This window comes from Paenibacillus sp. CR_12 (assembly GCF_041953985.1).
In the GTDB taxonomy this organism is placed as follows: Bacteria; Bacillota; Bacilli; order Paenibacillales; family Paenibacillaceae; genus Paenibacillus_AQ; species Paenibacillus_AQ lautus_A.
Genome location: NZ_JAVFHO010000002.1, coordinates 829,938 through 843,601, shown reverse-complemented (window position 1 = coordinate 843,601; position 13,664 = coordinate 829,938). Strand labels below are relative to the sequence as shown.

14 protein-coding genes are annotated in these 13,664 nt (G+C 51.9%); 13 read left to right on the top strand and 1 reads right to left on the bottom strand.

Annotated features, from left to right (window positions below):
• Nucleotides 1-119 precede the first annotated feature (119 nt).
• From RB297_RS07470 to RB297_RS07440, 7 genes are all read left to right on the top strand, one after another.
• Nucleotides 120-2,138 carry a hypothetical protein gene (locus tag RB297_RS07470; RefSeq protein ID WP_375120155.1) on the top strand — a complete coding sequence of 673 codons (2,019 nt, stop codon included), beginning with the start codon at nucleotides 120-122 and terminating at the stop codon, nucleotides 2,136-2,138.
• A gap of 14 nt (nucleotides 2,139-2,152) precedes the next feature.
• A complete protein-coding gene (locus RB297_RS07465; RefSeq protein WP_375120154.1) occupies nucleotides 2,153-3,235 on the top strand; it encodes a glycoside hydrolase family 172 protein in 1,083 nt (360 codons plus the stop codon).
• Nucleotides 3,236-3,333: 98 nt separating this feature from the next.
• Nucleotides 3,334-4,347, top strand: a complete 1,014-nt coding sequence (locus RB297_RS07460) for a LacI family DNA-binding transcriptional regulator (protein WP_015735988.1) — start codon at nucleotides 3,334-3,336, stop codon at nucleotides 4,345-4,347.
• 408 nt (nucleotides 4,348-4,755) lie between these two features.
• Nucleotides 4,756-5,712 carry an acetamidase/formamidase family protein gene (locus RB297_RS07455; RefSeq protein WP_192572609.1) on the top strand — a complete coding sequence of 319 codons (957 nt, stop codon included), beginning with the start codon at nucleotides 4,756-4,758 and terminating at the stop codon, nucleotides 5,710-5,712.
• A gap of 56 nt (nucleotides 5,713-5,768) precedes the next feature.
• Nucleotides 5,769-6,557 (top strand): alpha/beta fold hydrolase, encoded by a 789-nt coding sequence (locus RB297_RS07450; RefSeq protein WP_213579030.1) that lies wholly within the window; start codon nucleotides 5,769-5,771, stop codon nucleotides 6,555-6,557.
• Nucleotides 6,545-7,591 carry an ATP synthase beta subunit C-terminal domain-containing protein gene (locus RB297_RS07445; protein ID WP_096774254.1) on the top strand — a complete coding sequence of 349 codons (1,047 nt, stop codon included), beginning with the start codon at nucleotides 6,545-6,547 and terminating at the stop codon, nucleotides 7,589-7,591. Before RB297_RS07450 ends, RB297_RS07445 begins: the two co-directional genes overlap by 13 nt.
• A 225-nt stretch (nucleotides 7,592-7,816) precedes the next feature.
• Nucleotides 7,817-8,290, top strand: coding sequence for a hypothetical protein (locus tag RB297_RS07440; protein WP_015735984.1), 474 nt, complete (start codon nucleotides 7,817-7,819; stop codon nucleotides 8,288-8,290).
• Between the two features lie 96 nt (nucleotides 8,291-8,386).
• Here the strand turns inward: RB297_RS07440 and RB297_RS07435 are convergent, their stop codons facing one another.
• Nucleotides 8,387-9,373, bottom strand: a complete 987-nt coding sequence (locus tag RB297_RS07435) for a DNA-3-methyladenine glycosylase family protein (protein WP_375120153.1) — start codon at nucleotides 9,371-9,373, stop codon at nucleotides 8,387-8,389.
• Between the two features lie 147 nt (nucleotides 9,374-9,520).
• On the opposite strand from RB297_RS07435, the gene RB297_RS07430 reads away from it, so the two are divergent.
• From RB297_RS07430 to RB297_RS07405, 6 genes are all read left to right on the top strand, one after another.
• Complete coding sequence (locus RB297_RS07430; protein ID WP_192571467.1) at nucleotides 9,521-10,114, top strand: bifunctional transcriptional activator/DNA repair enzyme AdaA; 594 nt, start codon at nucleotides 9,521-9,523, stop codon at nucleotides 10,112-10,114.
• Nucleotides 10,104-10,649, top strand: coding sequence for a methylated-DNA--[protein]-cysteine S-methyltransferase (locus tag RB297_RS07425; RefSeq protein WP_096774251.1), 546 nt, complete (start codon nucleotides 10,104-10,106; stop codon nucleotides 10,647-10,649). The genes RB297_RS07430 and RB297_RS07425 overlap by 11 nt, the downstream gene beginning before the upstream one ends.
• Nucleotides 10,642-11,355, top strand: a complete 714-nt coding sequence (locus tag RB297_RS07420) for a 2OG-Fe(II) oxygenase (RefSeq protein WP_192571469.1) — start codon at nucleotides 10,642-10,644, stop codon at nucleotides 11,353-11,355. The genes RB297_RS07425 and RB297_RS07420 overlap by 8 nt, the downstream gene beginning before the upstream one ends.
• An 84-nt stretch (nucleotides 11,356-11,439) precedes the next feature.
• Complete coding sequence (locus RB297_RS07415; protein WP_213579025.1) at nucleotides 11,440-12,258, top strand: SPL family radical SAM protein; 819 nt, start codon at nucleotides 11,440-11,442, stop codon at nucleotides 12,256-12,258.
• Nucleotides 12,259-12,430: 172 nt separating this feature from the next.
• A complete protein-coding gene (locus RB297_RS07410; RefSeq protein ID WP_192571471.1) occupies nucleotides 12,431-13,195 on the top strand; it encodes an SDR family NAD(P)-dependent oxidoreductase in 765 nt (254 codons plus the stop codon).
• Nucleotides 13,196-13,334: 139 nt separating this feature from the next.
• A complete protein-coding gene (locus RB297_RS07405; RefSeq protein WP_192571472.1) occupies nucleotides 13,335-13,649 on the top strand; it encodes a hypothetical protein in 315 nt (104 codons plus the stop codon).
• Nucleotides 13,650-13,664: the final 15 nt, after the last annotated feature.

Sequence of the window (13,664 nt, the reverse complement as noted above, 5' to 3'; positions counted from 1 at the left end):
AAATTGGGGCGGCGACGTCGGACAATTGGATCAGATTGACGATTTCAGCCTGTTAAAGAATGGACGACGTGTCGCTGGCGGGGGATTTCTTGCCGGAAAACGAGCAGAATGGAGGACTTATGGCACAATTACCGGACGCTTATGTAAAGTGGTGGGATTATGACCAATTAGGGAGTGCAGCTCCCAAGCTGAGTCTTAAACAAATCGATAAAGGCACTTATCACTGCATAATGACATTTGAGCTGGATCAGGAGATTCGACAGGATGATTGGCAGCTGCGCCTGGAGCCTGCGTTCCAGCCGTATTTTCACTGGGCTCCTCATATAACGCCGACTTCCCGGCATGTGATGGATCAGCACTGCTTTCGGTCGCCTGCCCTCATTGCTCATGACGGCACCAGACTGCTCACACTGATACCGGATCTGGATCTGATCGCGAAGGATGCGGACGCTCGTTGGTACTTGGATCTGGATGCTCCGAACAACCAATTCGTCTTGGGAATGAGCCGGACCCGTGTGAGTGATCACGTGCTGTTTGAGAAGGTGGAGGGTGCTGCTTATTCGCCCGGAACGTTCTGCATCGGCTTCTACCTCATGACGTTGGAGGATGATCAAGCTGCATTGAACCCCTGGCGGCCGGTGCTGCAATTTTTATGGGAGCGATGGGGTCACTCCCAACTCCGTCAGGGCATCCATGACAGAGCTCCTCTCGAACACTATGTAAAACATGCGTACGACTGGGCTTTTCGCCATTGGAAAGATACGGTGTGGCAGGAATTCGAATGGAACGGACTGAAGGTCGGGGCTCCCGTATTCATTGCCGACGTGAGTCAAAGCCCGAATTATCCTGGCGTTCCGAACGAACGGGAAAGCCGATCGATCTGGAACCAAGCGTGGTTCAGCTCCCTTCGTTCGGCGCAAGGCCTCTATCGTTACGGTAAGAAACAGGATGATCCGGAACTGGTTCGCAAGGCCAGGCTCATGAAAGAGCTGGCTCTTGCTGCTCCGCAGCGAAGCGGGTTCTTTCCCGCCGTTATTGCGACGGAGATGAAGCGGGTGATGGTGGAGGGACAGGAAGTTAACCGGTCAGGTAGTTGGGACCATGCCTTCTGGGGGAATTCCAATCGCAATCCGGCCGATCCTTGGGGCTCGATCGCGGAAGCGCCTTACCATGTGCTGGACATGAGCTGGACGGCGCTGCTCATGCTTCGCTGGCATGATGAAATCGAGCCGGATCCAAGGCTCATGGAATACGCCGTACGCTATGCGGATGCGCTTCTGGCTCTTCAGGACGAGAAGGGCTATTTTCCGGCCTGGCTTGACCAAGAGACGTTAGCGCCGCTGGATATTCTTCGAGAGTCTCCGGAGACGTCGCTCTCCGTCACGTTTTTGCTGAAGCTGCACGACATGCGGCCGGATCCCAGATATTTGGAAACGGCAGTAAGGGCGCTGGAGGTTGTCGTCAACGAGATCGTGCCGTCCGGCAGATGGGAGGATTTCGAGACGTATTGGTCCTGCTGCTCCTATGGCCGCGAAGAGCTCCCCGGCTGCAAGGTGGTTAGGAATAACATGTTCAAGCAGTGCAATTTCTCCATGTTCTGGACGGCGGAGGCCTTATTTCAGATGTACAAGACGACCGGCGAGATGCGATATCTGAAACTCGGCACACGTGTGCTGGATGAAATGCTGATGACGCAAGCCTCCTGGCAGCCTCCCTATCTGTATGTTGACGTATTGGGCGGATTCGGCGTCATGAACTGCGACGGGGAGTGGAATGATGCGAGGCAAAGCCTGTTTGCCGAGCTGATCCTTCAATATGGCGTGGAATTGGACCAGCCGGAATATATTGAACGCGGTGTTGCCGCATTGCAGGCCTCTTTTGCCATGATGTATTGCCCCGAGAATATAAAAACTAAACAGCAGTGGGAACGGGCGTATCCTTTCTTTAACGAGAAGGATTACGGCTTCATGATGGAGAATTACGGTCATGACGGCGAAGTAGGTGAGGATGGGCGGGGCATGGGGACTTTCACCATTTTTGATTGGGGGAACGGCGCGGCCGCCGAAGCTTACCTGCGGATCAAGGCCCATCTGGGTCAGACGTTGAAAGACCGGTACGGATACGATATCACACATTAAAGGAGCGATTACGGATGATGAACTTTAACGGGCTCAACATGCATCTCGGAAACTTATCCAAGCTGTCTAATGCGCAGACGAGATCCATCAGCGCGGAGAATTTTACCGGCGAGAAAGGAAAAGGGGGCATGGCGACGGACGGCACGGGTGCAGCGGCTTCCAGGGATCTGGGCGCGGGCTGGAAGGTGTCTCCTTCCGTGGAGATTATGCCGGGAGAAACCTTTACTATGGGTGACATTCAAGGCCCTGGGGCCATTCAGCATATTTGGCTGACCTGTCATCCGTCGCTGTGGCGCAATATGATTATCCGCATGTATTGGGACGAAGAGCAGGACCCTTCGGTTGAGGTTCCGGTGGGCGATTTGTTCTGTAACGGGTGGGGTGAACGTAGCGATGTCAATTCGATTCCGGTTGCCGTCAATCCGGCCGGCGGCATGAACAGCTACTGGCAGATGCCGTTTCGCAAGCAAGCCCGATTGACGATGGAGAATCGCGCGCCGGAAAAGGCGGTCCTTTACTACCAAATCGACTATACCCTGACGGACATCCCCGAAGAAGAGGCTTATTTTCATGCACAGTGGCGGAGAACGAATTCCGTTCCTTATAAGGACGTTTACACGATCCTGGATGGCGTGAAGGGACAGGGGCACTATGTAGGGACTTACCTAGCCTGGCAGGTGAACAACAGCGGCTGGTGGGGCGAAGGGGAGATCAAGTTTTATATGGACGGGGACCAGGATTACCCGACCATCTGCGGTACGGGAACGGAGGATTATTTCGGCGGAGCTTGGAACTGGGAACAGCCGATCGGTACGTACCGAACCTACTCGACGCCTTATCTGGGGATGCACCAAGTACTGAAGCCGGACGGATTATATCGCAGCCAGCAGCGCTTCGGCATGTATCGATGGCATGTCATGGATCCGATCCGCTTCCAAAGCGATCTTCGCGTCACGATCCAGGACCTCGGCTGGAGGTCAGGAGGCAGATACCTGCCGCAGCAGAGCGATATTGCATCGACGGCGTTCTGGTATCAGGCGGAGCCCCATGCGCCATTCCCGGAACTCCCGGATAACGATGAGCGGGAGGTTATATAAGCAGGCGCTATTGCTTAGCTTCCGGTATGGTGATAGTGTGAAGCCATGGACCCTTTTGCATCTGCTTGTCGGTTTCATGGTCGTTAATGGAGGATAGGATGGACAAACATACAATTTATACCATTGCAGATCGGGTAGGCGTATCTCCTTCCACGGTGTCCAGAGCCTTGTCGGGGAGAGGTTACTGCAGTCCCAAGACGAAGAGCAAAATTCTGGCGGCTGCCCAAGAAATGAACTATGCGCCCGATCATGCAGCGAAGATGCTGAAAATGAGGCAAACCAATAAAATCATTTTTGCCGTTCCGGATATATGCAACCCTTTCTATTTCGATATGATCAACGGCATCAATCAGGTGCTGGAGGAGCATGATTACCTGATGATTCTGTTCTACACCAAGCACAGGCTCCAGGAGGAGATGAAGGCGATCCAGACGCTTCGGGAAAACGTCGCCGACGGCATGATCATGGTGTCTTTCGATTTTGGAGAAGAAAATATCGGGGCTATCAATGCGCTGCAGGCTCCGGTCGTGCTGACGAATAAATACGTGTCGCCGGATGGCAGCGACCGCTTCGATTACGTATATGTGGATACGTATGACGGAATCAAGCAAAGCACGGAGCATCTGATCAAGCAAGGCCTGCGCAGCATCGCCTATGTCGGCGGTAATCTCAGCGAGCAGACCGGCCATGAGCGGTTCTGCGGGTATCGGGATGCCATGCTGGAGGCAGGAATCCCCTTGATTCCTCGTTTTATCGCCGAATCCGACTATACGGAAAGCGGCGGTTATGCGATGGCGAAAGCGTGGCTGCAAGGGCCCGACCACCCGGAGGGCATCGTTGCCGCGAACGATCTAATGGCGATCGGCGTCATGAAAGCTTGCGAAGAAGCCGGATTAAAAATTCCCCATGACGTTGCCGTTGTGGGCATGGATAATCTGGACATTGCCTCCCGCGTATATCCCAAGCTGACGTCCGTTGCTTTGCAGCAGGAGGAAATCGGCCGCAAAGCGGCCCAGATCCTGATGGATCGCATAATGGGAATTCCGAGGGAGGAGCGGGCCGTGAAATTGATGCCGCAGATGGTCGTGCGCGATTCCAGCGTAAAGATATGAAGCGAGGATGGAGTATAATGGGTTGTTTCCGAATGAACATGAACGTCATGATAAAGGCTCCATCATGAACTAGCATGCTTGCGTTGAATATGGTGTTGAACCGTTCCTAGCAGTACAACTGCCAAGAGAACGGTTCTTTTTTTTGTTGTAAGGAAATGATCTTTGGTGGGGAAGTCCCCAACCTTCGCGCTTGCGTGATCGGGTTGGGGACTTTGTCGTGGATCAAGGATTTGTAGGATCATAGCGAACTGAGAAGCGGAGGTGTTCGCTGTAAGGGTAATAATTATTACTCTTCAGAGTAAAATTTATTGACTATTAAAGTAATTTAAAATACTCTATAAAGTAACAAGGAGGTTCACATTGAAAAAGTCCAATCGAATCATGGTTGTTGTGAAGGGAGAGAAACGGATGTCAACAATCCATAGTCTTCAACCGGATATTCACACGCTTCACGGATTTTTTAGCAAGGAGCTGGAACCGGCCCTATATATTCAGTCCGGGGATACCGTGGTGTATCGAACCTTGGATGCGGGATGGGGACTTGCGAAGCGCTCTGCTCCGGGAGCGCCGAGATCGAAGTTTACGGAGCGTGCGCCGGAGCGGGTGGAGAAGCAGTTCGGGCATGCCTTATTGGGTCCCGTGCATATCCAAGGGGCTAAACCGGGGCTTACCTTGGAGATTCAGATCAACGAGGTCGTTCCCGGGCCGTGGGGTTGGACCTCTGCCGGAGGGTTTCCAAGCTATTGGAACGAGAAGCTGGGCATGACCGATACCCAGGAAATGACATTGGACTTTGAATTGGATGCCAAAACAATGACTGGCAGGAGTCAGTTCGAAAATTTCAAGTACAGCGTCGGACTGAAGCCATTCATGGGGATTATGGGCATGCCGCCGGAGGAAGAAGGTCAGCATACGACTTTTGTGCCGCGCCCTTATGGAGGAAATCTCGATTGCAAAGAATTAACCGCCGGGAGCACCTTGTATCTGCCGATTCCGGTAGATGGCGGGCTGTTCTCAACAGGGGATGGACATGCGGCTCAAGGCGACGGCGAAGTTAGCGGTCCCGCTTTGGAATGTCCCATGGAGAAGGTGAGCCTAACCTTTCATGTCCGTGACGACATGCCCATTAAGATGCCCAGAGCAAAGACGAGTACCGGTTGGCTGACGATGGGATTCCACGAGGACCTGGACGAAGCGATGTGGATGGCCTTGAGCGGGATGCTGGATCTCATGACAGAGCTTTATTCCATTTCGAGAACGGAGGCGTACGCATACGCCACCTTGACGGTGGATCTGAGAGTAACCCAGATCGTGAATATCCTGAAGGGCGTGCATGCATTTTTGCCTTTTGGCGCGTTGAGGTGAACGAATGCACCAAGTGTTGGCTTTTTTAAATGTAGATTTTATAGGAGGGCTCATGCATGCAGTTATACGAAACGATGGTCAATAACCATGGGGTACATATTCATGTGACGGAGGTACATCGGGAACTTAGAAATGAACAAAGCTCACTGGTTATCATCCCGGGGCTTTCCGAGTCGGCCGAGGATTATATCGACATTATGGAAAAAATGGTAACGCTGTCGCCCAGGCATATCGTTGTCATTACGCTCCGAGGCCGTGGCCGAAGTGATTCTCCTGATTCGGGATACACGCTCGAGGATCATATCAGCGATCTGGATGCGGCCATTCGCCATCTTGAACTGGAACAGTTCGTACTCATGGGGTACTCACGAGGGGTAGCCTATCAATTAGGTTATGCCATTCGGAACCCGAAACGCATTGAAGGTCTGATCATCGGAGACTATCCGGCGATACATACCCAGCTGCCAGCGGGATGGGTGGATTTCTTTGCAACGCTGCCGCCTTGGAGAGGGAAGAAGCTATTCGACCGGATGAAACCATCGGCCCTGCATGCCCTGCAGAAGGATTCCGCGAAGGTAGAATTTTGGAGCGACCTGTCCCGATTCACATGCCCTGTTCTCATTATACGTGGCGCAAAACCGCATCCCGGGTTATCATTAGAAGCAGTGGAACAATATAAGCTATCGCTGCCGCAGGCACGAATCGTGGAATTCGAGCAGCATGATCATAATATTTTCGAACCGGATGCGGACGAGTTTGTTCGCACCGCAGACTCTTTTCTGAGAGAGATTAAGAAGAAATCAATAAACTATCACAAGAAGGGTGTACGGACTTGGACAATCTGAAGCTGAATGTATCACTTTTAAGACAAAGGGTTCCGAACCTGACCAGCGCGGCCAAATCCGTCGGATTGCGGCCCGCCACGGTTTCCAATCTATGTACGGGAAAAATACCCGTAGGCCGGGCGGAAGTTCGCACCATAGCCGCGCTGGCAGCCTTGGCGAAATGCAGTCTTGACGAACTGATCCTGCGCGGGGAAAGCGTGGAGATGATCGAAACGGGCATTAAGCCTCTTGATCTATTCGCTCCTCTGGCAAAAGGCGGCACCGTCGGGCTGGTAGCTCGTCCCGGTATGGGGCAGCTGGTGCTGCTCGGGGAGTTGTTTCATCACTTCAAGCAGGAAGGGTATATGACGATTCTGCTGAAGCCGGAAGGGAACTACCCGGAGCTGCAGGATATGCTGAATGACGTAGAGCGGGTTGCTTCTTCAATAGAAGAAATCCATTCTATCGTATCGCATGCGAATACCGATAAAGAAATTGTGTTTGCCGCGGATCGGGAGCATGTCTTAACCGGCAAGATCTATGATCTTCAGGAACGTTTTCAACAGGAAGGCATGCAGCAGATCACGACTTTTCTTGTGGACCTCAAAGGTGCGGTTGTTGATGAAAACATGCCTTACGGGCCGCTGGAGACGCTGTGGTATTTCGATGCCGATCTGGCGGCAAGACATCTGTTTCCTGCCGTGAACCCGTTATATTCCACCTCTTCCGTATTAGAAGGCGTTCATCTGGATCAGGCTCACTTAGCGGTCCAACAGCGGGCCCAGAAGCTGCTTCGCCGCTATCGGGAGCTGCGTTCGCTGGTTCAAGTACGAGGATTGGAGGCCATTCCGTCATCCGAAATGGAGGTTTATGAGCGGGGAGAACGGCTCGAAGCTTATCTAACGCAGCCTTTTTACGTTGCTGAAGCTTATACCGGACTGCCAGGCGAGCGGGTCCACTTGCAAGAGGCGCTGCATGACGTGCAAGCCATATTGAACGGCAGCATGGATCATCGAACGGTGGAGAGTTTATCCTGGATCGGGACGATAAAATAAGAAGTTAGTTGACCAAAGCTGAATTCCCTAAGTTTGTTCATCGGGAATATCGGCTTTTTTACATGATTTTGCATAATATAATCCGTACGTCCCATAGCTGATACGCAAAGGTCAGTATATAATATGTGCTAGTTTGTACCGTACAGATGGCAAGAAGTGTATTTAACAACTGAAACTCTGCTGATTCCGTACGGACACGAAACTATACATAAGGGAGAAATGGACATGAAAAGAAAAGGTTGGCTAATCGCATTTGCAGCGGCATTATTGTTAACGCTTATCGTAGTACCGGTTCAGCAGTCTTTTAGCGCAGAGGGCAATCCGACGGCAACGGCCATTACGCAGAGCGCCCTGAACAATCAGTTCCACTTGGATCACGTCGTGAAGATTTACGTGCCTTCCACCGTAAAGGGGGATATTCCCATCACGGATGCGGCTCACCAAAAGTTTGTCGATCAAGCGTTGACGAAGCTGTCCGGCTGGTTTGGCGGGGCAACGGCAATACCGGGCGAAGGGGCTTGGGTGGATAACAACAAAACCTTGATCAAGGAAAAAGTAACCATCGTGTACGCTTTTGCCGAGAAACTCGACAAGGATTCGCTCAATCAAGTGGTAGACTATGCGAAGAAACTCAAGGATGATCTTTCGCAATCTGCCATTTCGCTTGAGGTTGACGGTAAACTGTATTTCATTGAATAGCAGTCTCCGATCCATGAAGTGATCATAGGGGAGGTCTCCCAGCTGTCTGTTGTATGGCAGAAGAGGGAGACGTCCTCTTTATTATGTGTGGACTTGTTAGTAGAGAAACCTCCACAGATAAAAAGTGGCGTAAGATTCCCAGTTCGCCCATCCTGCGGACAGCTCCAGAATCTCCCTCTTCGTCGGTTTCGCCTCTAGGCCCAGCAGATGTTTGATGGCATTATGCAGTCCCACATCATCGATGGGAAAAGCCGCCGGCATTCGCAAACAGCGCATCAGCACATAATTGGCCGTCCACGGTCCGATGCCGCGGATGCCGACCAGTTGTTTCTCCGCTTTCTTTAAGCTGCCAGCTTCCAGCAGCAGTTCTTTCGTTAATTTTCCATCCGTCATAAGCTCAGCTACTCCGAGGAGATACTCGCTTTTTTTCACGGTCATCCGAAGTCCACCAAGATCTTCAACACGCAGCGGCGCGATGTCCTCAGGCCTTGGAAACATCCAGTAAACCTCGCCTTCACACTCGATGCGTCTGCCGAAGGCCTCGACGAAACGCCTTTTTAGCGTATACGCGTAAGCCAGGTTAATCTGCTGTCCCAGAATGCCCCAGCATAAAGCCTCGAACAGATCGGGAATGCCCATGTTGCGAAGCCCGTAGAAGGACTGTACGGCTTGACTGAGCAGGGGATCGGTCTCGGCCATCGAATAGAACGGCACTAAATCGGTGTTTAGATCGAACCAGTCCCGGACATAAATGGCTACCTCCGCCCGCTTGCTTGGTTCGGTCGGGGTGGTATTCCCCAAAAATCGAACCAGGATCGCTTGCTCTTGATTCCTGGCGCTGACTTCGATCACGGCAACGTCATCTTCAAGCGGGATCGCCCGGTAGATGCTGTCGTTCCGAATCGTAAAGAGACATTCATTCGGCGATCTTTGCAAATAATTGAGGTTCTCCTGAAAGCTGAATTCCTTCGGAACGAATAGCTTTAGCGTATGGATATGATCCTCCCAGCTGTCCTTGGGAAGCCGTTGTTGTTGTTCCATGGTATACGGCTTGTCGCCGCGATTGTGGTCCGGTTCATGCATGATCATCGTTTCCTTTCGTTCCTGATCTACTCTATACTAGTTGTACCATAAACGCGGACCTCATAATTTTGTTATCTTGCTCTTATATTCCAAAAAGCGTACAACCGGATCTTCCTGTGGTTATAATGTTAGCGGAGGTGAGGAAACGTGGCAAACCGGATACAACCGACCGAAGCCCAGTGGAAAGCCATTATCGACAATGACAAGGACAGTGACGGCCAATTTTTCTACGCGGTGCAGACGACGAAAATCTTCTGCAGGCCATCCTGCAAATCCAGGCCCCCGAAATTTGAAAATGTGCGCGTGTTTCGATCGGCGGATGAAGCGAGGGCCGAACGCTTCCGGCCATGCAAAAGGTGCAAGCCGACCGGCGAGCGCCTGCCGGACCACGAATGGATCGAACTCGTTGCCGAGTATATCGATGCGCATTATACGGATCATTTGACGCTGGATGTCTTGGCGGATGTAAGCCACGGCAGTCCGTACCATCTGCACCGGATTTTTAAGCGGGTCAAAGGGCAGACTCCGATGGAATACATTCAGGATTACCGGATCGGCAAGGCCAAAGAGCTTCTTGCGAATACCAGCCTGGCTATTTCGGATGTCGGCCATCAAGTGGGCATAGAGAACACGGCTTATTTTATCACGCTGTTTAAGAAAAAGACGGGAATGACCCCCCTAAGCTATCGAGGGCAATATATGAACAATACGAGTGCGGAGGTGCATAATCATGAAATCTAATCATTCGATCATTAGCTGGACACGATTGCGGCATGATGACTGGAACATATATATCGCGGCCACGCCGCAAGGTTTATGTTATATCGGATCACCGGATAAACCGTTCAAAGAGCTGGAGGAATGGGTGAACGCGAAATTTCCTGGCTGTGAACTATTCCAGAATGATGAGGGCATGCAGCCATATGCCGCCGAGCTGGCGGACTATTTTCAGGGGAAACGGGAACGGTTTGAGTTCGCAATGGATTACAAGGGTACCGATTTCCAGATGGCGGTATGGAATGCACTGTGCCAGATCCCGTATGGGCAAACCTTCACGTACTCTGACATTGCGCACCAGATCGGCAAGCCGGCGGCTGTGCGTGCTGTTGGTGCGGCTATCGGGGCGAACCCGCTGCTTATCACCGTGCCTTGTCATCGGGTAATCGGCAAAAGCGGCGCATTGACGGGATATCGCGGGGGACTTGAAATGAAGACAAGATTGCTGCAATTGGAGCGAATGAACGTCTCCGTGAGGGAGACGAAGGAGTATGCCTAATCCTTTGCTGCAGCGCATAAAGAATCTGGATTGGCCTGCCGTACAGGCAGCTTTGGATGAACAGGGATATGCGGTCATTCCCAAGCTGCTCTTGCCCGAGGAATGCGCAGAGATCATAGGCACGTATACGGAAGAGCAGCGTTTTCGCAGCACGATCCAAATGGCCAGGCACCGGTTCGGACTGGGGGAGTACAAATATTATCAGGCGCCGCTTCCCGAAACGCTGCAGCAGCTTCGGGAAGGCTTGTATCCTGAACTTGCGCTGACGGCGAACCGCTGGTTGAACCGGCTAGGGCATGAAGAGAAGTATCCGGCAAGTCTGGATGAGTTTCTGGGGATGTGTCATGCCCAAGGTCAGGAGCGGTCAACGCCGCTGATTTTAAAATATGAAGAAGGCGGATATAATTGCCTGCATCAGGATTTGTACGGTGATGAGTTCTTTCCGTTCCAAGCGGTCTTTGTGCTGAATGAGAAGGAAGTCCATTACACGGGCGGGGAGTTTCTGCTGGTGGAGCAGCGGCCGCGGGCACAGAGCCGGGGACATGCGATCGCCTTGGATCAGGGAGCGGGACTGATCTTTCCGACCAACCATCGTCCGGTGCAGGGAACAAGGGGATATTACCGGACTACGCTCCGGCATGGCGTCAGCACGGTCACGTCGGGGACAAGATACAGCCTGGGGATTATTTTTCATGACGCGAAGTAAAGGAGCTGGATGCGCATTCACTCATTCGTAATGAAAGGAGGGAAGTCGTATAATAGAAGAAAGTATAGGAATGAGGTGTCCCAGGTGAAACATGAAGTGCTTTATAAAACGCCGAAGACCCTGCTCAATAAAGGAACCGGTTTCCTGAATGGATACAGCCATACCTTGAATCCGTATACAGGATGTACCTTCGCTTGCTCCTACTGCTACGTCCGGCAAATGCCGGTTTCGATATTCCGAAATCAGGAATGGGGAAGTTGGGTTGACGTTAAGCTCGAATCTGCTGCCATTCTGCGTAAAGAACTGAAGCGTGCCAAGTCCAAGGGGCCCGTCACGATCTTCATGTCATCCAGTACCGATCCCTATCAGCCGATTGAGGCCAAGGAAGAAGTGACCCGTGCCTTGCTGGAGGCCATGGTTAGCGAGCCGCCGGATTTCCTGCTGGTGCAGACGCGCAGTCCGCTGGTCCGACGGGATATCGATTTGCTGCAGCAGTTAGGAGCACGCGTGCGGGTAAGCATGACGGTCGAGACCGATCGAGAGGATATTCGCAAGCATTTTACGCCTTCCGCTCCGCCGATCCAAGCCAGATTGAAAAGCCTTGAGCTGTTAAGAGACGCAGGAATACCAACGCAAGCAGCGATTGCTCCCGTCCTTCCAAGCACGGAGGCATTTCCTCAGATCCTCAGACCGCTCGTCAATCGCGTGTGCATCGACGATTATTTCATGGGGGACGGCAGCGGAGGCAAACGTACGAAACGGCTGCCCGTTCAGGCGTTGTACGAGAAGCTTGATCTGGAAGAATGGTATGATCCCGCCGCCTATCAGGTGGTCTACGATCGATTCAGCAGGGCGTTTCCGCAAGAGCAGCTATTTGTCAGTCAGAAGGGTTTTGAACCTTAAACGTTAGATGGCTCGTCTAGCAGATGAGCGCTTGCTGTGTAAGATGTTAAATGAAAGAGTTTAAAGGTGAGGACCGGGAGATAGCTTCCGGTCTTTTTATCATGCCCAGCAGTAGATGATTATGGTATGATAGGCGAAAATCACCAGTCAAACGTAGAGGAGCGAATGAACAATGAAGTTGGATTTGACGGATCAAATTGCGTTAGTCACCGGTGCTGCGGGCCAATTGGGCCGGGTCATGGTCCGAACCTTGGCGGAATGCGGCGCAGATGTGGTTATCCATTATCGGGGAAGCTTAGCCAAGGCGGAAGAGCTTCAGCGCGAGGTGGAGTCGATGGGCAGACGCGCGTACACGGTGCAAGCCGACGTGACGGATCAAGCATCCGTGAATGCCATGCGGGATGCAGTGCTTGAACACTTTGGCATGCTGCCTCATATCATCGTTGCGAATGCCGTGGAATCCTATCAATGGACGTCTGTCTTGGAGCAAGCGCCGGAAGATTACGAGAGCCAGTTCCAATCCTGCGTCATGCAAAGCGTCTACCTGGCAAAAGCCTTCGTGCCTGCCATGATCGAGCGAAAGAGCGGCCGCTTCATCGGCATCAATACCGAATGTTCGATCCAGAACTTTCCGAGTCAATCCGCCTACGTAGCAGGCAAGCGCGGCATGGACGGCGTATACCGCGTACTCGCGAAAGAAATCGGCGAGCATGGGATCACCGTCAATCAAGTCGCGCCCGGCTGGACGATCAGCGACCGCGATCGGGAGAACGGTACCGAGCATAGCGCCTCCTACGAAGCTTCCGTGCCCCTGAAACGCCGCGGAACGGACCAGGAGATTGCCAATGCCGTGGCATTCCTGGCCTCGGATTTGTCTTCATTTATCACAGGGGCTTATATTCCGGTATGTGGCGGCAATGTGATGGTGGGGATTTAGCGGTTCGACCCATGGATTGAAAGTGTGAAACGTCCACGAACTTCGGATTCGCATTGCGATTTAGGGAAGGCGAAGTTCGTGGAGGTGGCTTTAATTTAAAGTAGCTCCTAATGAACCTCATACGAAAGGAGCGGTTGCAATGGAGATTAAAAATACATATATACCTAAGTTAATTAGCTGGCAATTTGATGACGAAGTAGTTGATGACCCAGATGAGTGGAACTGGATAGAGATCACTATGGTTTTCAGTGATGGCTCTAAAAGATGGAGTATTTTGTATACGCCGGAAAGGTTACTGAATAATTTGAATAGGGCAAATATTGACCCACCAGGGCTTCATATCAAACATATGATTATAGTTAGAAGCTATCAAAGAAGCGATATACAAAGAGTGCTTGAAGAACTGGATAACCATCAGGAATTAATCGAGGCATCAAAGGCATACGATTGTTAGTTTGGGAAGTCGGCA